Source organism: Variovorax sp. LARHSF232 (genome assembly GCF_052871435.1).
On record NZ_JBIXJS010000008.1, the window covers coordinates 177,366 to 196,653 of the forward strand.

Annotated in this window: 14 protein-coding genes and 3 pseudogenes; 9 read left to right on the plus strand and 8 right to left on the minus strand. The window is 61.7% G+C overall.

Features of this window, described 5'->3' with window-relative positions; all coding sequences use genetic code 11:
- Positions 1-521 precede the first annotated feature (521 nt).
- A pseudogene (locus tag ACIPRI_RS20100) lies at positions 522-1,670 on the plus strand (IS3 family transposase).
- 289 nt (positions 1,671-1,959) lie between these two features.
- Here the strand turns inward: ACIPRI_RS20100 and ACIPRI_RS20105 are convergent.
- A complete protein-coding gene (locus ACIPRI_RS20105; RefSeq protein ID WP_446623240.1) occupies positions 1,960-2,835 on the minus strand; it encodes a GntR family transcriptional regulator in 876 nt (291 codons plus the stop codon).
- Here ACIPRI_RS20105 and ACIPRI_RS20110 point away from each other — a divergent pair.
- The 8 genes and pseudogenes from ACIPRI_RS20110 to ACIPRI_RS20145 all read left to right on the plus strand — a co-directional run bounded on the left by ACIPRI_RS20110 (position 2,834) and on the right by ACIPRI_RS20145 (position 10,433).
- Positions 2,834-3,802: a Bug family tripartite tricarboxylate transporter substrate binding protein gene (locus tag ACIPRI_RS20110; protein ID WP_446623241.1), complete on the plus strand. Its 969-nt coding sequence runs from the start codon at positions 2,834-2,836 to the stop codon at positions 3,800-3,802. The genes ACIPRI_RS20105 and ACIPRI_RS20110 overlap by 2 nt on opposite strands.
- Before the next feature lie 23 nt (positions 3,803-3,825).
- Positions 3,826-4,692: an isocitrate lyase/PEP mutase family protein gene (locus tag ACIPRI_RS20115; protein WP_446623242.1), complete on the plus strand. Its 867-nt coding sequence runs from the start codon at positions 3,826-3,828 to the stop codon at positions 4,690-4,692.
- A 125-nt stretch (positions 4,693-4,817) separates the two neighbouring features.
- Positions 4,818-5,033: pseudogene (locus ACIPRI_RS20120) on the plus strand (hypothetical protein); the annotation flags it as partial.
- Positions 5,030-6,382 (plus strand): MFS transporter, encoded by a 1,353-nt coding sequence (locus ACIPRI_RS20125; protein WP_446623243.1) that lies wholly within the window; start codon positions 5,030-5,032, stop codon positions 6,380-6,382. The pseudogene ACIPRI_RS20120 and the gene ACIPRI_RS20125, both read left to right, overlap by 4 nt.
- A 114-nt stretch (positions 6,383-6,496) precedes the next feature.
- Entirely contained in the window at positions 6,497-7,924 is a 1,428-nt protein-coding gene (locus tag ACIPRI_RS20130) for an aldehyde dehydrogenase family protein (protein ID WP_446623244.1), read from the plus strand.
- Complete coding sequence (locus ACIPRI_RS20135) at positions 7,921-9,558, plus strand: GMC family oxidoreductase (protein WP_446623245.1); 1,638 nt, start codon at positions 7,921-7,923, stop codon at positions 9,556-9,558. Before ACIPRI_RS20130 ends, ACIPRI_RS20135 begins: the two co-directional genes overlap by 4 nt.
- A gap of 174 nt (positions 9,559-9,732) precedes the next feature.
- Positions 9,733-9,984, plus strand: a pseudogene (locus tag ACIPRI_RS20140) (transposase); the annotation flags it as partial.
- A gap of 230 nt (positions 9,985-10,214) precedes the next feature.
- A complete protein-coding gene (locus tag ACIPRI_RS20145; RefSeq protein ID WP_446623246.1) occupies positions 10,215-10,433 on the plus strand; it encodes a hypothetical protein in 219 nt (72 codons plus the stop codon).
- 546 nt (positions 10,434-10,979) lie between these two features.
- Here the strand turns inward: ACIPRI_RS20145 and ACIPRI_RS20150 are convergent.
- From ACIPRI_RS20150 to ACIPRI_RS20180, 7 genes are all read right to left on the minus strand, one after another.
- Positions 10,980-12,605 (minus strand): GMC family oxidoreductase, encoded by a 1,626-nt coding sequence (locus ACIPRI_RS20150; protein ID WP_446623247.1) that lies wholly within the window; start codon positions 12,603-12,605, stop codon positions 10,980-10,982.
- Positions 12,606-12,626: 21 nt separating this feature from the next.
- Positions 12,627-14,063, minus strand: coding sequence for an aldehyde dehydrogenase family protein (locus ACIPRI_RS20155; protein WP_446623248.1), 1,437 nt, complete (start codon positions 14,061-14,063; stop codon positions 12,627-12,629).
- A 2-nt stretch (positions 14,064-14,065) separates the two neighbouring features.
- Positions 14,066-15,040: a Bug family tripartite tricarboxylate transporter substrate binding protein gene (locus ACIPRI_RS20160; protein ID WP_446623249.1), complete on the minus strand. Its 975-nt coding sequence runs from the start codon at positions 15,038-15,040 to the stop codon at positions 14,066-14,068.
- An 84-nt stretch (positions 15,041-15,124) separates the two neighbouring features.
- Positions 15,125-16,024, minus strand: a complete 900-nt coding sequence (locus tag ACIPRI_RS20165) for an MBL fold metallo-hydrolase (protein ID WP_446623250.1) — start codon at positions 16,022-16,024, stop codon at positions 15,125-15,127.
- A gap of 97 nt (positions 16,025-16,121) precedes the next feature.
- Positions 16,122-17,357 carry an ABC transporter substrate-binding protein gene (locus tag ACIPRI_RS20170; protein WP_446623251.1) on the minus strand — a complete coding sequence of 412 codons (1,236 nt, stop codon included), beginning with the start codon at positions 17,355-17,357 and terminating at the stop codon, positions 16,122-16,124.
- Positions 17,358-17,370: 13 nt separating this feature from the next.
- On the minus strand, positions 17,371-18,387 hold the full coding sequence (locus tag ACIPRI_RS20175; RefSeq protein ID WP_446623252.1) for a branched-chain amino acid ABC transporter permease: 1,017 nt from the start codon (positions 18,385-18,387) through the stop codon (positions 17,371-17,373).
- 26 nt (positions 18,388-18,413) lie between these two features.
- Positions 18,414-19,286 (minus strand): branched-chain amino acid ABC transporter permease, encoded by an 873-nt coding sequence (locus ACIPRI_RS20180; protein ID WP_446623253.1) that lies wholly within the window; start codon positions 19,284-19,286, stop codon positions 18,414-18,416.
- Positions 19,287-19,288 lie beyond the last annotated feature (2 nt).

A 19,288-nucleotide genomic window follows, 5' to 3' on the forward strand; every position in this document is an offset into this window, starting at 1 on the left:
TGCGCTACTGTGCGCTTACCTTCAGGGCGATCTCCGGCGATGCACTGAACATGTCGCCACAACGTCCGGCGCTGTTCGGGACCACGCGCAGCTCTGGACTCGTACAGGGCTCGCTCCCCGTGCGCCAGTGGGCCAGACTGCTCCGTCGACCCCCACTGGGGTCGATAACGCGCGCTTATCGAGCCCTATTCGTAGGGCGCGAGGGCAGGGCGTTTGATGCCTCGTTGCTTTGTGCAGCATGTAGACGCGCTCCGTCTCCGAATTTGCACCCTTGGAACCGCGCGCCGCGGAGCTGTCATTCGATGGTCGTGCCTGGATCTCGGCAGTCGGCCAGGAACTGCCACTCAGGGGCCAAGCTAGTACGACTGCTTCGGTGACCTAAGCGGGCATCGATTGAATCATCTGACGCCCTAAACAAAGGTGCGTCGCCCTGAATGCATCCGTTCGCACAACCATGTGTTGGGCTGCTGCCGGTTTCAAGGACACCTTGTTAAGGTGGAAGATGAAACCGGAGGTGGTTCATGGGAACGAGAAGGCAATTCAGCCGAGAGTTCAAGCTTGAAGCAGTCAAGCTGGTGAAGGAGCGAGGTGTTGCGGTGGCGCAGGCTGCACGCGACCTCGATGTGCACGAGAACGTGCTGCGCAAGTGGATACGCGAGGCGACCGCCGACCCGCAGCAGGCGTTCCCCGGCCAAGGCGTGATGAAGCCCGAGCAGGCCGAGATTGAGCGGCTGAAGAAGGAGAACGCGAAGCTGCGGATGGAGCGCGACCTGCTGAAAAAAGCGGCGGCCTACTTCGCCAAGGAGTCGATGTGAAGTTCGGCTTCATGGTGAAGCACCGAGGGAGCTGGCCGGTATCGATGATGTGCGAGACGTTCGGTGTCTCGCGAAGCGGCTTCTATGCGTGGCTGACGAGGCCACGCAGTCACCGCAGCCTTGAAGACGAAGTGCTCGGTGTACAGGTGCGCCAAAGCTTCCTGGGCAGTGACCGCACGTACGGCGCGCGGCGTGTGTGGCATGACGTACTGGCGGTGGGGCATGAATGCGGCCTGCATCGCGTCGAGCGGCTCATGCGCGAGCAGGCGCTGCGTGCCAGGCCCAGGCGCAGAGGTTTGCCCAAAGACCGAGGCGCGCGCAGTGCCGTCGCTGACAACGTGCTCGACCGCCAGTTCCAGGCCGATGCGCCCAACCAAAAGTGGGTGGCCGACTTCACCTATATCTGGACGGCCGAGGGTTGGCTGTACGCGGCAGCGGTGCTGGACTTGTACTCGCGTCGCGTCGTGGGGCTGGTCGATGCAGGACAGCATGACCTCGCAGCTCGTTGCTGATGCCTTGATGATGGGCGTGTGGCGCCGCGGCAAGCCGGTAGCGCTGCTGCATCACTCGGACCAAGGAAGTCAATACACGAGCGAGCACTTCCAGGAGCTACTCAAGGAACAAGGCATCACCTGCAGCATGAGCCGCGCCGGCGAGGTCTGGGACAACTCGGCCATGGAGAGCTTCTTCAGTTCATTGAAGACCGAGCGCACGGCCCGCAAGGTGTACAGGACCAGGGCGCAAGCTCGCGCGGACGTGTTCGACTACATCGAGCGGTTCTACAACCCAACACGTCGACATTCGACGCTCGGCTACGTCAGCCCGATACAGTTCGAGAAAGCTCAAGAAGCTTAGGTCGGTGTCCACGAAACCGGCAGCAGCCCACTTCGACACAATCATCCCAAGCTTGACCAAAGGCCAACTGAGCGCGTTCTGATGCATCGCGTCTGGCCTGCAACGCCGCCGTCTGTGCTGCACATTCTTCGCGAGGGTCTTTGCGTTGATCGACCAAGAGTTTCAGACGCGCGGCCTCCACGCTCGTCCGCGACAGTGAATGTCAGGTTCTAAAAGCGGTTCTTGTTCAGCCGACTCCGATGTCTGGCTCTCTCCGTGGAAATCGCTCCATCGTGCTGACTGTTTTGGCTCACAGGTCGTGGACAAGATAACCAGCGCTCAGAGTGTTGACATCGTTTCCTGATATTTCCATCACGAGCCGGCTGTGCAGCGGCGAGGACCGAACGGTGAGGTACTCCACTGGCAACTGCTTTCGGTCGTGCATCAGCCGGTCGATCCGAAGCACGGGCGAGTTGAGCTCGATCTTCAATGCTGACGCCGTCGTCGGGCCTGCAATTTCCGCGTTCACTTCCTGGATCACACGGCCCACGTCCTTGCCGCTGCCGGCGATCAGGTTGAACAGCGGCTGCTTGCTCAGCGCGCGGACCGTGACGACGCTTTCGAAACGCTTCGGCAGCCAGGCGTCCAGCAGCATCACTGGTACATCGTTGCGAAGGCGGATGCGCACCACGTGCAGCGCTTCGTCCTCGTCGCCGATGCTCAGCGCATTCGCGATGTAGTGCGGGCAGCGCGACAACTCGACGCCGAGCACGCGCACATCGGTTTCTTCCACGACTCTGCGCAGACCCGCCACGAAGCTCAGAGAGGGCGCCTTGTTCGGTGCCATGCGCGGCGCCGTGACGAAAGCCCCGACTCCCTGCTCGTTGCGGATGAGGCCTTCGGCCTGCAGGTCGGCCAGCGCGCGGCGCACCGTGATGCGCGACACGTCGTACTGCGCGCAGAGCTCCTCCTGCGTCGGCAGGCGCTCCTGGTCGCGGATCTCGCCGCGCACGATTTGCTGTTTCAGCACCACGAAGAGTTGCCGGTGCAGCAGAGTGCCGCTCGCCTTTTGCAGAGGTGAAGCCATGTCGTTGGATCGGTTGGAAGGCCGTGAGCGTACCAAGGACTTGCATCCCTGGATCAGTGCATGTTGTAATGCCGACATACCAAATACAGAACGAGACATGAAACATATTCTTGCCGCGATGTCGCTGGCTTTGGCGGCAACCACGTCGCCGGCGGCGGGCGCGAACTTTCATCCCACCAAGCCGGTAACGCTGATCGTTCCTTACACCGCGGGTGGCGGCACCGACGTGGTGGGCCGGCTCTTTGCCAAGGAACTCGGCGAGATGTGGGGTCAGCCCGTGCTGGTCGAAAACCGTACTGGGGCGAGCGGCACCATCGGTGCGGGCTTCGTCGCCAAGGCCGCCCCGGACGGGCACACGCTGTTGCTGTCGGTGGCCTCCATCGCCATCAATCCCTATGTGCTCGGCAAGCTGCCTTACAACACCAAGACCGACTTCACCCCGATCACGGTGCTGGCCAAGCCGGTGGTGGTCATGGTTGGATCGCCGGGCCTGAAGGCAACCGACATCCGCTCGTTTGTGGCGCTGGCGAAGAAGGAACCCGGCGTGTACACCTTCGCCAGTTCGGAACCGAGCACGCGCCTCTATGGCGAGCGCCTTGCCGACGAGGCGCAGATCAAGCTGGTCAACATACCCTACAAGGGCGCACAGCAGTGGCTCGGCGACATCATGGGCAACCTCGTCGATACAGGGTTCGGGAGCATCACTTCGGTGCTGCCCATGATGAAGGATGGCCGCATGAAGGTCCTGGGCATCGCCGCGGCCCGACGCAGCGAGTTGTTGCCGAACGTTCCCACCTTCAGTGAGCAGGGCGTAACCGGTCTCGATTCCAGAAGCTGGTACGGGCTGTTCGGACCCGGACGCCTCCCGGCAGCGACCGCCGCTGCCATCCACGCCGACGTGGCGACAGTGCTTGCCAAGCCTGCAATCCAGGCCCGGCTCGCCGAACTCGGCGCCGAGCCGGGCGGCGAAGCGCCGGAAGCATTTGCCCAGCGCTTCCAACGCGAACTCGTCGAATACGGCGAACTGACACGCAAGCTCGGTATTCAGGCCGAGCGAACCCCCTGATTCACTTCACCACGCACCGCTCCATGACCGCTCCCCTTATCTCCCTGCACGAACGTCTGGCACGCCCCGGTCTCGTCATCGCTCCCGGCGCCTACGACGGCATTGGCGCGCGCCTGATCGAGCAAGCCGGATTCGAAGCCGTGTACATGACCGGCGCCGGCGCTTCGGCCGCCCGCGGCTACCCCGACTTCGGTCTCCTCACTATGAGCGAAATGGTGGAAAACGCGGCCGTGATGGCGCGCAGCATCGGCATCCCGTTGATCGCCGACGCCGACACCGGCTACGGCAACGAACTCAACGTGACGCGCACGGTGCGCGAATACGAAGCGAGGGGCGTGTCCGCGATCCACATCGAGGACCAGGTCGCGCCAAAGCGTTGCGGTCACCTTGAGGGCAAGGAGGTCGTGTCGCGCACCGAGTTCGCCTCGAAGATCCGGGCGGCCGTCGAGGCAAGGCGCAGTCGCGAGTTTCTCGTCATCGCCCGCACCGACGCACGCGCGATGCTCGGCTTCGACGAAGCCATCGCGCGCGGCCGCGACGCGCTGGAGGCCGGTGCCGACCTGGTCTTTATCGAGGCAACGCAGACGCTAGAAGAAGTCGCCGCCGTGCCGCGGCTCATCGGCGGGCCCTGCCTGCTGAACGTCGTGCCGGGCGGCCGTACGCCGATCTTCGACTTGCGCGAGGCCGACGCCATGGGCTATCGGCTCGCGATCCTGCCGGGCTTGATGCTCAAGGCCGCCATCGAAGCCGGTGATGCCGCACTCGCCGAACTCAACCGAACGCACATCGCGCCCGCCGTGAACGCCAACGTCGCGACCATCTTCCGCCGTTTCGGCGCCGACGAATGGGACGCGCTGCGCACTCGCTTCAACGCCGGCACGCCGATGTAGCGCTGAGCACCTTGCAATTGACCGATTGCCATGTCCACCACTGACGTTCTCGCCACCGCAGAGGCTCCTTCTCGCGCACTCCCCCCATTCGAGGCAGGCTTGCTCGCCGCCTGGGCGGTCGCCGAATCTTGGATGCCGTGGGGCAGTTCGCGCCGGATCACGTCAACCGGCTGGCGAAGCTCAAGAAGGCCGACATCGCCAGCGAAGCAGAGCGGCTGGTCACTGGCAGGGGATGGATGCCGGCCATCTTCCGCGACGAAGAGCCGGAACGGCCCGCGCAGTACGCGGCAGCTGCAGCGGATGTACCCCGCCTCAAGAATTCCAAGGAGACAACTTCGTGAACTCAACTTACGTGGGTGCCAGTACAGGCTTTCGCACCGAACCGGCGACCGACGCAGGAGACAGCGCGCTGTTCCGTAAGGTGGCGTGGCGGATCATTCCCGTGCTGTTCATCTGCTACGTGCTGAACTACCTAGATCGCACGAACATCGGCTATGCCAACCTGCAGATGAAGGAGCTGCTCGGCTTCACCGATGCCGTCTTCGGCATCGGCGCCAGCATCTTCTTCGTGGGTTTTGCGCTCTTTGAGGTGCCCAGCAACATGATGCTGGCGCGCATCGGTATGCGGGCTACGCTGATGCGCATCATGGTGCTGTGGGGTTTGGCCTCCACGGCCATGGTGTTCGTGACATCCCCCACGAGCTTCTATGTGCTGCGCTTCCTGGTGGGCGTATTCGAAGCGGGCTTTGGGCCCGGTGTTCTGTTCTTCCTCACGCTCTGGTTCCCGGCGCAGCGCCGCGCGCAGGTGGCGGCGCTGTTCTTCATGGCCTTTGCGGCGGCGCCCATCGTGGCGGGTCCTCTCGCTGCTCTGAGCATGACCTACATGGATGGCTGGTTCGGCCTGCATGGCTGGCAGTGGTTATTCATCATCGAAGGGGTGCCGACGGTGCTGGTCGGCATCTGGGTCTTCTTCTACCTTGACAACAAGCCTGCCGATGCGCGGTGGCTCTCTGAGCGGGAGAAGACGCGCCTCGCGCAATTGATCGCGGCCTCCCAGAGCACGCGAACTGACGGCGAGCGCGGCAATACCGAATCCGTGAGCGCTTTCCGAGACCCGCGGGTCTGGCTGGTGGGCCTGATGTCCTTTCTGATTACCTTGGGTGTGTTCGCCATGGCCTTCTGGCAGCCCACCATGCTCAAGAGCATGGGGCTGACGGTGATGCAGATCGGCTTCTTCTCCACGATCCCTGCCGCGCTGGGCGTGGTCGCCAGCCTGATGGTCAGCCGCCGTTCGGACCGTCTGCAGGAACGCCGTTGGCACTTTGCGATCACTGCTGTGCTGGGTGCAGGGGGCTTGTGCGGGACCACCTTCTTCATGAATAACCCGGCCGGCGCATTGGTCTGTCTGTCTGTGAGTGCAATCGGCATCTCTTCGGCCTATGCGCTGCTGTGGTCGATCCCGGGTGTGTTCCTGCAAGGCCGCAGGGCCGCGACCGGCATCGCCATCATTACCACGATGGGCGCCTCTGCTGGCATGGTGGCGCCCGCCATGGTGGGTCTGGTACGCACCGCGACGGGCAGCTTCGTGCCCAGCCTCTATGTCCTTTCGGGCTGCATCTTGCTGTCGGCCTTGCTCATGGTCCTGGTCATGCCACGCAGTTCGACCATTCCGGCGGCGACAGTGCTCTGAGCGCCGGCAAGCAAACAAATGATCAAGTTCGCCCAATTCGGAATCGATTCCCTAAAAGCAAGCTGCATCTTCATATCGATGCAGCACCACACAGCCTAGAAGTCAAGGAAAATTATGCGTCAGGCGCTGAAGTTTTTAATCAATGGCCAATGGGTGGACCCTGTTGAACCCAATCTACTAGCTGTCATTAGTCCTGTGACTGAAGAGGTTTACGGTAATGTCGCACTGGGGAGTGGCATTGACGTTGACCACGCAGTGGCAGCTGCCGTGAAGGCTCAGCATGCGTTCTCGCTTACGACCAGGGAAGATCGACTCAGTATTCTCGCGGCGTTCTTTGCAGAATATGAGAAGAATGAGGGCAGACTTGTAGATATCGTCGTGGACGAACTCGGATGCACAGCGAAATTTGCGAGAGAATTTCAGGTCAATATTGGCAAGGCGCACCTTCATAGCACAATTTCGGCTTTACGTATTTTGGAGTTTCAGACCGCTGTTGGCTCTGCGTGCGTTGTCAGGGAGCCGATAGGCGTCAGTGCGCTCATTACCCCATGGAACTTTCCATTGGGCTTGGTAATTTCTAAGGTTGCCGCTGCACTTGCCGCAGGTTGCTGCAGTGTGTTGAAACCAAGTGAGTTAACGCCGTTCACTGCCACAGCAGTCGCTGAAATCGCCGTCACGGCGGGTGTCCCCGCGGGTGTTTTTAATCTTATATTTGGCTTGGGAGAAGAGGTTGGTGAGCATCTAACGAGTCACCCTGATGTACGTATGGTTTCTATTACAGGATCGACTGCAGCTGGAGTCCGCGTTGCGAAGGCCGCTGCAGCCACTGTAAAGAGAGTGCATCAAGAGTTGGGTGGCAAATCTGCAAGCATTATCCTTGAAGATGCGGACCTGGATACGGCAATTGAAAAGAGCATTTCTGCGGCTTTTCGAAACAGCGGCCAATCATGTAGTGCACCTACACGCCTATTGGTCCCCAGAAGCTTGCTATCAGAAGTAGAAGCGCGAGCAAAGAGTTTTGTAGAAACCTTCAAAGTCGGCGGTCCTGATGTGCCAGGAGCTACGCACGGCCCAGTGATCTCCAAGCGCCAATACGACTCAATTCAAAGCTATATTGGATCCGCAATTGAGGAGGGCGCTAATGTTTTGACAGGGGGGCAAGGGCGCCCAGAGGGATTGAACGTCGGATTCTTTGTTCGCCCGACAGTCGTATCCGATGTTTCGGAAAATATGAAGGTAGCAAAAGAAGAAATCTTCGGTCCCGTCTTAGTCATTATTCCCTACGACTCCGTGGCTGATGCCGTGGCGATTGCGAACTCAACGGAATACGGTTTGGCCGCTTATGTGCAGTCCGCCAGCCTGGAAAAAGCACGAGAGATTTCTCGTCTTTTACATGCCGGCACCGTACATATCAATTTTCCGCCCTTCCAAAACAATGTTCCATTTGGTGGGTGGAAGCAATCCGGTAACGGCCGTGAATACGGTCGCTGGGGTATAGAAGAGTATCTGGAGAGCAAAACCATCACGGGCTACGACGCATGACGAACGCCTTCGCCGAAACCTATGACTATGTGATTGTTGGAGCGGGCTCCGCAGGCTGCGTATTGGCTCGTCGGCTGTCCGACCATCCTGAATACCGGGTGCTCCTCCTTGAATCGGGGCCTCAAACCAATGAATTCTGGGTGAAGACCCCTGCGGGCATGGGCCCGCTGTTCTCATCTGAGCGCTATAACTACCGTTACTTTTCGGAGCCAGTTCTGGGGTTGAACCAACGCAAGATCTACTGGCCTCGCGGCAAAGGTCTTGGCGGGAGCAGCGCCATCAACGGAATGGTCTACGTGCGAGGCAATCGACGCGATTACGACCAATGGGCCGCCCTAGGCAACTCCGGCTGGAGTTGGGAGGAAGTACTGCCGTATTTCAAGCGGTCGGAGAATAATGATCAAGGCGCAGGTCCATTTCACGGCACCGACGGACTGATGGGAGTCAGTGGCCCTGCGGTGAAGCATCCGACGGCTATTGACTTTATCGAAGCGGCGCACCGCAATGGTCTCACACGGGTAGCAGACTTCAACACTGGCGAGCCGGAAGGCGTTGGCTTCATGCAAGCCACCATTCGCAACGGGGTGAGGCAATCCACCTATGACGCCTTTATTGCGCCTGTTAGAAGCCGATCCAATCTGACCGTGCGCAATGGCGTCCATGCCCGCCGCGTCGTGTTCAACGATCAGGATGCAAGCGGCGTTGAAGTCATCGAGAACAATGAGATCATTCGATACGCTGCGACACGTGAGGTGATCCTGTGCGCAGGCGCCGTGATGTCTCCGCAACTGCTGATGCTGTCCGGTATTGGTGATGGTGATGCATTGCAACGCTCAGGTATAAAGACTTTCGTCCATCTGCCGGGGGTGGGCCGGAATCTACAGGACCATTTCGCCATCAATTTCAAGGCAAGCTGCGCTCCCGCGAGCTCCTACAATCGTGCGCTCAGCACTTGGCGCAAGTACCTCCACGGCGCGCGCTACGTACTAACCAAGGGCGGTTACCTCGCCATGCCATCAACCTCCACTGGTGCCTATATCCGTAGTAGCCCGGACATGGAGTACGCCGATCTGCAAGTCAGCTTCCGACCTGTAACCATTGCGCCCAACGGATCGGGCGAGCTCCAGGTCGACAGCCACGACGCGTTCGGAGCGTCGCTGTACCGCGTGAGACCGGATTCGCGTGGGGAGATCGCGCTACGCTCATCAGACCCGATGGTCGCACCACTAATCATGCCGAACTACCTTAGCGCTGCGGAGGATGTTAAGGCTACGATTTCTGGGTTCCGGCAGTTGCGCAAGATCATTGCGACCGAACCGATTGCCTCACGTGTGATCGAAGAATTGTTGCCGGGGCCGCACGTAACGACCGACGAGCACTTGATTGACTACATGCGCAGCACCGGTTCAAGTGCGTTCCATGCTGCCGGCACTTGCAAGATGGGCTCCGACCCAATGGCCGTCGTCGATTCTCGACTGCGTGTTCACGGCGTCCGGCGCCTTCGGGTTGTGGATGCGGCCATCATGCCGTTGATCACCTCATGCAACACAAACGCTCCGACCATCATGATTGCCGAGAAGGGGGCCGACATGGTCTTGGATGACGCCGCCGAGCAAGCTTCGGCGCAGCGGTGACATGCGCACCTACGCCACTAGCAAACTGGGCAGCAACCTCAATCTCCGTCACAGTTTTGAGGTTTTAGTCAGCTTGGCCCTTAGCCCTTGTAACTGAACATTAAGACAATGAGGTTGCCCTCGATCCCTGGAGTGCATAGCCCGTCCCGGAGAATGCCGGGAGGGAAGCATGAATTGAACGAGAAGCAAACGAGAGCGAAGTACACGCTGGAGTTCAAGCAGGAGGCAGTGCGGCAGGTCAAGGCCGGGTGTGCTGCGTCGGCCGTGGCCACGACGCTGGGCATGCCCAAGGCGAGCCTGACGAACATGGTGCGGGCCGATGCGAAGGGCCAGTTGGAGGTGACGACCGAAGGCAAGGCCACAACGCTGACGGTCACGCCCGAGCAGGCGGAGATTGCGCGGTTGAAGGCGCAGGTGGCGCGGCTGATGTGGTCGACGAAGCACTCCACCGGGCGCGCAAACGCTGATGCGGGCGGTGGACACCAACATCCTGTTCAGCGCGCTGATTTCGCCGAATGGTGGCCCTATGCGATCTACCGCGCCTGGCGCGCCGCATGCTTCGAGGTCACGACCTCGCACATGCAGCTCGAAGAAATCCGCCGGGCCCGCCGCTATCCGACGCTCTAGGCATTCTGCAGCCCGCCAGGGTGGGCGCGATGATCAACAACCTGCAGCGGGCGCTCGTGCTGGAGCGCCTGACCATCGGCATCGAAGCCGATGTCCCAGACGACTCTTTCCTGCTGGCCATGGCGCTGGCGGCTGATGCGGACTACCTCATCACCGGTGATCGCCGCGCCGGCCTGCTGCAGCGAGGGAACGTCGAACGCACGCGGATCGTCATGCCTGCGGTGTTCAGCGCCGAGGCGCTGCGATAGCTGGCGCCGGCTCCTGGATTCGCGCCTCTCCCACTGGGCAGAAGCTCGGAAGGAGCCTCGCGGCCCCACCCCAACCCTCCTCGGGCGGGGAGGGAGCAAGGCATCAGCGGATACCGTGCTGGCGCAGAGTCACGCCGGCCGGGTGTACGTGCTCATCGATGCGCGAGCCGCGTCTCGTGCTCGCCGTCACGGACGATGGCGCCGGCCTGTCCGCGGCCGGCGCCCCCGGCGCCACCGCAGGCCTGGGCATCCCCCAGCATGCACGCCCGCGCCCGGCGGCTCCAGGGCACGTTGTCCATTGAATCGGATGCGCGCGGGACCCGTATCCGGCTGAGTTGTCCGAAGTGACCCTGCAACGCGCTCGATCGTCTTCTGTCAACATGCAGCGGCTTCGGCTTCGGCTGGGGCTTTCGCGCAAGTCCACGGAACGGCTGCGGATCTCCTTGAGGCAGTTGGAATGCGATGCAACGGGAGATGAGGCGAAAAGACCGCCTCGTCAAAGCCTTCTTCAAGGTAGCCGAGCCGATTTCCCACGAATCATGGCGTTCAGGCACGGGGCGGGGAGCGCTTCCCTGCGATCATGTCTGCGGCCTTTTCGGCGATCGCGAGCGTTGCCGCAAAAGTGTTCGCCGATGGAATCATGGGCATGATGGAAGCATCGACGACGCGCAATCCCTCAATGCCTCGCACTCGCAGATCGGCATCGACCACCGCGGTAGGGTCCGATTCGGGCGCCATGCGACAGGTGCCCACGAGGTGGTAGCCGGTATTGCCTCTGCGGCGCGCGAAGTCGAGCCATTCGGCATCGGTCTCCGTGCTGGGGCCTGGCAATGTCTCGCTCTCGAAGTACCTCGACAGCTGCGGGCTGTGCATTAGCGCGCGCGCCTGGCGCAGACCTGAGACGATGGCCTGCTGATCGACTTCCTCGGCGAGATAGTTCGGCTGGATCTCAGGCGCGTCCGCGGCGCTGGGAGATACGATCCGCACATGTCCTTTGCTCGCGGGTCGCAGCTGGCCCGCGCCTAAAGTCATGCCGGGATAGCTGTCAAGCACATAGAGCTTGCCCTCGACGTAGCTACCGGGCGTGAAGATGAACCGAATCTCCTTAGGGTCGTCGTTGTGGGCGTTCACCGGTCCGACGGCATAGCAAATGCTGGGACTCACGCTGAGGATGCTCGGCTGACCAGCCAGCCATCGCAGTCCTTCCAGACCCAGCCTTGGCCATCTCGCGAGCTGGTTGATGGTTACGACATCGCGTGCCCGCGCGACGAGGCGGGCGCCGAAGTGATCGCGAAGATTCTCGCCGACACCTGGGAGATCACGACGCACTGGAATGCCCAGATCACGCAGCAGCTCGCCGGGACCGATGCCAGACAGCTGCAGAAGCTTGGGACTGTTGACAGTCCCCGCCGCAAGAACGACCTCGCGGCGGGCCCGCACGGTTCGCTCCGCTCCGGCGCGATCGCGATACAGGACGCCGGTGGCACGAAGACCTTCAAAGGTTATGCGCTGGGCTAGGCAGTGTGTGCGCAGCTCGACCCGCCCGGTCGCGAGCGCGGGAGCCAGGAAGGCCTTCGATGCGCTGACGCGTCTGCCCTTGTAGATGATGCGCTGAAAATAACCCGTGCCTGCATAGGCTTCGCCGTTGTAGTCACCGGCCAAGGGGATGCCGCTGGCCCGGGCTGCGGCAATGAATGCATCACAGAGGGGATTGCGCCATGGTCCATCCGTCACCTTGAGTTCGCCATGCTTGCCCCGGTAGCGCTCGTCGCCCTCGCCGATCTTGGTCTCCGAGCGCTTGAAGTACGGCAGCAGGTCGTCGTATCCCCAGCCCGTATTGCCTCTGTCGCGCCAATCGTCGTAGTCGGCTCTCTTGCCGCGCACATAGACGAGGCCATTGACCGAACTCGATCCTCCAACGACCCTGCCTTGGGGGATGGAAAGCTGGCGATTCGAAAGGCCTGGAACTGGGGAGGTGGAGAAGGGCCAGGTGAAACGATCTCCGTAGAGCGTCTTCACAAAGCCAGCCGGAATCGCGAGATAGGGGTGGCGATCAAGACCGCCGGCCTCCAGCAGGCAAATGGAGACCTGTGGGTCGGCCTGGGTCAGGCGCCGCGCCAGAACGCTCGCCGAGGTCCCAGCGCCCACGATTACATAGTCGAACTCTTGCATAGGATGTGACGGTATTCCAGATCAGCGGGAAGAGCGGGTGGGTCTGAAGGTCACAACGCGCTCCTCGGTCATCTCGAGCATGGCGTAACGCGGGCCCTCGAAGCCATGGCCGCTTTCCTTCACGCCGCCGTAGGGCATGGAGTCAGTACGGGAGCTCGCAAGGTCGTTGATGTGCACCGACCCGACACGCAGCGAATGTGCAGCCTGGATGGCCACGTCCAGGCTCGCCGAGAAGATTCCTGTCGCCAATCCGTAGGGCAGAGAGTTGATGGCTGCAAAGGTCTCGGTCAGATCATCAAATCCGATCGCCGAGACCACCGGTGCGAAGATCTCCTGATCGATCACCTTCATTCCAGGTGCGACGTCGGCGAGCACGGTGGGTGTGAGAACCGCACCTTGTCTGGATCCTCCCGCCAACACCTGCGCACCGCCTGTACGAGCCTCGGCGACCCAGCTCTCCGCGCGCTGCGCTTCGGTCTCTGTGATCATAGGACCGACGTCGGTGTCGGCGCTGCGCGGATCGCCCACACGCAGTGCGGCGGCCCCGGCGGCGACGCGCTCAATCACATCCTGCAGCACCGGCTTCGCAACGTATAGCCTTTGGATCGACGTACAGAACTGGCCCGCTCGCCGAAACGATGCTCCTATGATCTTGGGTATCGCCACATCCAGGTCCGCGTCCTTGCATACGACCGTGCAGGCGATGCTGCCCAGTTCAAGGTGCGTTCGGCGCAGGCCCGCCCCCGCGTGGATGATGCGTCCCACCCGCGTGCTGCCGGTGAAGCTGTAGTAGGCGATGCGCTGCTCCTCGAGCAGCCAAGTGCCCAGTTCGGCGTCGCCATGCAGCAGTGCCAGCAGGCCCGGAGGCAGCCCGGCATCGAGCAGCAGTTGGCACAGCAGGACCGCGGTCATCGGCGTTCGCGGAGAAGGCTTGAGCACCACTGCGTTGCCGGCTGCGAGAGCAGGCACGATCTTGTGAATCACCGCGTTCAGAGGCGAATTGAAAGGGGTGATGGCGCAGACCACGCCGACCGGCTTGCGGATCGTGAATGCGAGCCGATCCTCCTGGCCGAGGCTGCCCTGCAGCGGAATGATGTGCCCGACGAGGCGGGTAGCCTCTTCGGCGCAGAATCGCAACGTCTCCAGCGCCCTGTCGATCTCTCCTTCGATGTCCCGGCGGGAGAAGCCGCCCTCGGCAATCATGACCCCGAGGAAGGCCAATCGCCGATTCGAAAGCAGTTCACGCGCTTGCACAAAGATGCGTGCCAGATCACGCGCCGCAAGCTCCTGCGCGACCGCCTCCAGGCCCAACGCCACGGCGCTGGCCACCTGATCGCGCCGGGCCTGTGACACACGCGCCACGGCCCGCCCAGTGAACGGGTCGAGCCGATCAAATTCGCCGTGGCCCTCTACCCATTCACCACCAATCAGGCAATGGGCTTTTTGGATATCTGTCATGGTCATTCGATCTTGATCTTGGCTGTGTCTGCAATGGTCTTCCAGGCTGCAAGTTCCGCAGGAGCCAGCTTGCCCAACTCCTCGCCGGTCGCGAACACCGGGTTCACGCTGAACTCTCTCAGCTTGGCTTGGACATCTGGCATTTCCACGACAGTGCGCATCGCCGCTGTCAGCTTGTTGACGATGGCGGGCGGCATCTTGGCCGGGCCGTAGAATGCCCACCGGAAAGCGTTCGAGGCGGTGCTGGAGACGGTCATGCCGTCATCCTCGAAGCTGCGCAGATCCGGGAAGCTGGGCGAACGGGTGGGGCAGGCGGCGAGCGCTTTCACCTTGCCCGAGTTGATCGCTGGAGCGCCGGAGGCCGAATCGACGAAGCCGAACTGGATGTGGCCACCCATCATGTCGGTCAGGATCTGCGGCGCCGACTGGTAGGCCACGTGCCCCAGATCGATCTTGGAGACGATGTTGAGCATCTCTCCGCAGTAGTGTCCCGACGAGCCGATGCCGAAGGAAGCGTACTGCAGGGTGGAAGGTTTCGCGCGGGCGAGTGCCACGAGTTCTTTGAGATTGTTGGCGGGAAAATCGTTCTTTGCCACCAGGACGATCGAAGCCAGGCCGATCTGCGCGACGGGCGTCAGGTCCTTGATCGGGTCGTAAGTCAGCTTGGGATTGCTCAGCGGAATCAGCACATTGGTCGAGACGCCACCCAGCACGAGCGTATAGCCGTCGGGCGCCGAGCGTGCTGTCGCGCCCATGGCGATGGTGCCGCCAGCACCAGGGCGGTTCTCGACGATCACCGTACCCTTCAGGATGGGAGAGATCTTCGCGGCCAGCAAGCGGGCGATGGCATCGGAGCCACCTCCCGCAACCGAGGAGACCACGAACTTGATGGGGCGGCTGGGATAGCTGCCATCGGATTGAGCATGCGCACAGATGGCAGCGGCTGCCATTCCGAACAGAACGAGCTTCTTCAACATTGCATTGCCTCTTTGAGTTTGGGCCGAATCGCCAGGGATGGCTGGCGATCGACAACCGTTGGTACATCGACCGGCTAGCGCCGGCTACTCTAAAAAACTGAACTTGAACCGCGCGCCATGGGCCTCTATGCGGCCCGCCGTGGGCGACGGAACGTGCATCGCCAGCAGGAGGGCCGAACTGCCTGAGCATCGCTCAAGCAATCGCTTGCGGGTCTGCCTCGCCATGTCCTGATCAAAGTCCCCCATGTTGGTCAGGCCCTGCTCGATGAGCACGATCGGGTGGTGCACGATGTCGCCGCTCATGATGGCCTCCTGTCCCCCGCCCTTGACGTGAATGGTCACGTGGCCGGGCGTATGGCCGCATGCGGGCTCCATCCAAACACCTTCGTCTAGCGTGCCGTCCACCAGGTGGTGCATGTCCACGAAGTCGGCAAGGCCCGCTTCCACGACGGGAAGAACGCTGTCCTGGAAGGAACCGTGTCCGACGCGAGCGTCCGGCCTCTCGCGATGCATCCGCGCGTAGTGGTCGAATTCCTGCTTCGCGATCACATAGCGCGCGTTGGGAAAGGTGGGTACCCAGCGCCCGTCCAGCAGGCGCGTGTTCCATCCCACATGGTCTGTGTGCAAATGGGTGCACATCACGACATCGATCTGCTTGGGGCACAGGCCGAGCCGGGCAAGGTTCTCCAGATAGAGATGCGACTGCAGCATGTGTTGCCACGGCATCGTGGGCAGGCGGTACTTGTGGTTGCCGTTGCAGGTGTCGACCAGGATATTCTTGCCACCGGTGCGCACGAGGAAGCTGTGGAAGCTCATGCACAGCTTCTCATGTTCCGGCTCGACGAGCCTGGGTCCGAGTTCACACGCATGGCGACGAATCGTCCCGGGCTCCATGTTTGGATAGAGCCATGAGCCGTCGACCCACATTTCGTCGATCTCGCTGACGCGATCAACAGTGATCGAACCGAATGAGAGTTGCTGCATTAGAGAACTCCGTGTGCAGTGGTTTCGACCAGAGCGCATAGCGCGAGCGGGTGGAACTCGGATCGTGGAGCCGGGCCCTTGCCTGACGCATCTCGACTCACTTCTTGGCCGTCTCGGTGGCGGAGATGACGGGGCCAAACATCTGCCAGCGGGTGCTGTCGAAGCGCATCATCTGCATTTGATTGACCGGCGAGAAGTTCGTGGGCGACGTGTTCAAGCTGATGCCGGGCAGCAGCATGCCCAGCTTCAGGTCCTTGATGCTCGCCGCTTGGTCCATGATGTTCCTGCGGGTGAGGTTGTCGCCGCTTTGTTTGAGCACTTGCACCATCAGCTGCGCCGCGAGGTAACCATAAACCGTCATGTTGTTGGTACGGTCTGCATCCGGGTAGTACTTCTGCAAGAAACCTTCCCATTCCTTCTGTGCAGCGTCGCTTGCCCAGGTCACGTCGGTCGGATCCTTCATGTACGACGCGGACAGAATGCCCTTGGAGTTGGCCAGACCGGCTGGCGTCATCACGGAGCCGACGGAGTTGGCCACGCTGGTTACCAGATGCACCGGACTCCACCCGATATCCGACATCTTGCGAATCGCCTGCGCGGCGAACTTGGGCGTGGCGGCATTCACAACCACGTCCGCGCCGCTGGCTTTCAGAGCCAAGACACGGGAATCGACCGTGGGGTCGCTCACCTCGTAGGGCTCCTGCGCCACGATCTTGGCCGCCGATTGCGTCCCCAGGCCTTCTTTCAATCCCCTGAGGATGTCCTTGCCGAAGTCGTCGTTCTGATAGAGGACCGCGACCTTGGCCGAGCCATGGGTCTCCAGGATGTACTTGGCGTAGATGTAGCCCTCGATCTCGTAGCTGGGCGGCCAGTTCATGGACCAGGGGAACTTCTTGGGGTCCCCGAATCGCGTCGCACCTGTCCCGACGAAGAGTTGCGGAACCTTCTTGCCGTTCAGGTACGGCTGTATGGCCGAATTGGAAGCGGTGCCCAGGGATTGGAAGACCAGAAGCACGTTGTCGCTCTCGACCAGCTTGCGCGTCTGCTCCACCGCCTTGGGCGGCAGAGCGCCGTCGTCGTAGGAAATGAAGGTGATCTTCCGGCCGTTGATGCCGCCCTGCTCATTGATCATCCTGAAGTACGCCGCCTCGGTCTTGCTCGCGACGGAAAACGACGATGCAGGGCCGCTGTAAGGCGCAATGTTGCCGAGGCGGATCTCGGTCGCCGAGGCGCCCGGATCGTATTGGGGGGCGGCGGCCGCCCCGAGCGTGGTCAGACCAAGCCAGAGTGCAGCGCAGTAGGCGCCAGCTGAGCGAAGGGGGTGTTTTTTCATCAATATGTCTCCATTACGTCGTCCGTTTCCTATGCATGAGGAATCGCCTTAGCGAGTCGACCAGGCCGCCGAATCCCGCAGGCAACAGGTACATCAGAAGGATCAGGATCACGCCGTACACGGCGCCGGCGAGACCCTGGCTCAGCTTCTCTGCGATGTTGGGGAGGAACATCACGAACAAGCCGCCCACGATGGCACCGGGCAGCCAGCCGACACCGCCAACCACCACGCCGACCAGCAGCGCGATGGAGAGCGCGAAAGTGAACGAGTCCGGTGCCACGTATTGCACGACCAGCCCTCCCAGCGCACCGGAAATGCCGGTGTACATAGCGCTCAGCCCGAATGCGAGCGCCTTGTACAAAGTGGTGTTGACGCCCATGGCGCGGGCGGCGGTCGCGTTGTCTCGCAGCCCCAGCATCGCGCGGCCGGTGCGGTGGCGCAGCAGGTTGTGGGCGCCGACGTACCCGAGAAGGGCGACGAGGAATGTCAGCATGTATAGCCATTGGTCCGGATTCAGCGGCAGACCCGGAGGGGCCTCAGGCTTGACGAGTGAAATGCCGGTGACACCGCCGGTCCAGCGCTCGATCAGGGACAACTTCAGGATCTGGGGCATCGCGACGGCAAAGGCGAACGTGGCGAGGGCCAGGTAGATGCCGCCCAGCCGCACTGCGGGAAAGCCGAAGAGGAATCCGGCCAGAAAACAGATGCCGCCGGCGGCCGGCAGCGTCCAGCCATATGACAGCCCCGCGTGCTCCATGAGAACGGCCGCGGAGTAGGCGCCGATGGCATAGAAGCCGCCGTGTCCCAGCGAGAACTGGCCGCTGACGCCGGTGAGGAGGTTCAAGCCGAGCACGGCGATCGCGTAGACGATTGCCATCGTGAGCTGGAACACCAGGAAGTTGGGCAGCGCTAGAGGAAGCAGCAGCGCCAGCAGGACCAGCGTTGCCGTGAGAACGATACGACGAGGACGGCAGGATCCCTTCTGCGGAGTGCGGCGGCCCGTTGCAGGGAGCGAGGAGAAGGAATCCACGGAAGGGGCCTGATGACTTGGCATGCTCAAACCCTCTGCGTGACAACGCGGCCCATCAGGCCGGACGGCCGTACGACCAGGACGACGATGATGAGGAACAGCGCGATCGGCAGCTTGAGCTCAGCGCCAACCACAGGAATGAAGGTGGCCGACAGGTTCTCAAGGACACCGACGATGATCCCACCCAGGACCGCGCCGACCGGGCTGGTGAGGCCGCCAAGCACGGCACCCGCGAACCCGTAGAGGAGTGTCGAGACCATCATGTTCGGCTCGAGAAAGACCACCGGCGCGATCATCATCCCGGCGATGGAGCCGATGGCGGCGGCAATGCCCCATGCGATCGAAACCACGTGCTCCGAGGCGATACCGACCAGTTTTGCGAAGACGGAGTGGTCCGCAGCGGCGCGGGTTGCCAGTCCCAGGCGGGTGAACCGGAAGAAGACGAAGAGCAAAGCCGCCACACAGGCCGTGGTAGCGATCATTCCCGCCTGATGCCGGCCGATCAATCCGAAGAGCGTTCCGTTTCCGAAAGGGCTGGGGAAGGTCTTGATACCGAAATCCCAGATGAACCCCGCCATGCTGTTGAGAATTCCGAACAGCCCGATGAAGACCACGACATGCGTCAGGGAGGACGCATGAACCAGCGGACGAAAGATCGTGCGCTCGATCAGCATGCCGGCGCCGAACGAAAGGACGACAGTGAGCGCAATGGCGGGCCAGATCGCCATGCCCCACTCGATCAGTTGCCAGGCAATGAACGTGGAGAACATTGCCATTTCGCCTTGAGCGAAGTTCAGATGTCCCGTAGCCTGATAGATCATGACGATGGCCAGAGCAACACACGCGTAGATGCCCCCTGATGCCACGCCCGCAAAGATCTGCTGGAGAAGTAGTTCCATCG

Coding starts and splice junctions, on each gene's coding strand:
- ACIPRI_RS20110 (WP_446623241.1), top strand. CDS start 2,834: ATGAAACATATTCTTGCCGCGATGTCGCTGGCTTTGGCGGCAACCACG.
- ACIPRI_RS20105 (WP_446623240.1), bottom strand. CDS start 2,835: ATGTCTCGTTCTGTATTTGGTATGTCGGCATTACAACATGCACTGATC.
- ACIPRI_RS20115 (WP_446623242.1), top strand. CDS start 3,826: ATGACCGCTCCCCTTATCTCCCTGCACGAACGTCTGGCACGCCCCGGT.
- ACIPRI_RS20130 (WP_446623244.1), top strand. CDS start 6,497: ATGCGTCAGGCGCTGAAGTTTTTAATCAATGGCCAATGGGTGGACCCT.
- ACIPRI_RS20135 (WP_446623245.1), top strand. CDS start 7,921: ATGACGAACGCCTTCGCCGAAACCTATGACTATGTGATTGTTGGAGCG.
- ACIPRI_RS20145 (WP_446623246.1), top strand. CDS start 10,215: ATGATCAACAACCTGCAGCGGGCGCTCGTGCTGGAGCGCCTGACCATC.
- ACIPRI_RS20150 (WP_446623247.1), bottom strand. CDS start 12,605: ATGCAAGAGTTCGACTATGTAATCGTGGGCGCTGGGACCTCGGCGAGC.
- ACIPRI_RS20155 (WP_446623248.1), bottom strand. CDS start 14,063: ATGACAGATATCCAAAAAGCCCATTGCCTGATTGGTGGTGAATGGGTA.
- ACIPRI_RS20160 (WP_446623249.1), bottom strand. CDS start 15,040: ATGTTGAAGAAGCTCGTTCTGTTCGGAATGGCAGCCGCTGCCATCTGT.
- ACIPRI_RS20165 (WP_446623250.1), bottom strand. CDS start 16,024: ATGCAGCAACTCTCATTCGGTTCGATCACTGTTGATCGCGTCAGCGAG.
- ACIPRI_RS20170 (WP_446623251.1), bottom strand. CDS start 17,357: ATGAAAAAACACCCCCTTCGCTCAGCTGGCGCCTACTGCGCTGCACTC.
- ACIPRI_RS20180 (WP_446623253.1), bottom strand. CDS start 19,286: ATGGAACTACTTCTCCAGCAGATCTTTGCGGGCGTGGCATCAGGGGGC.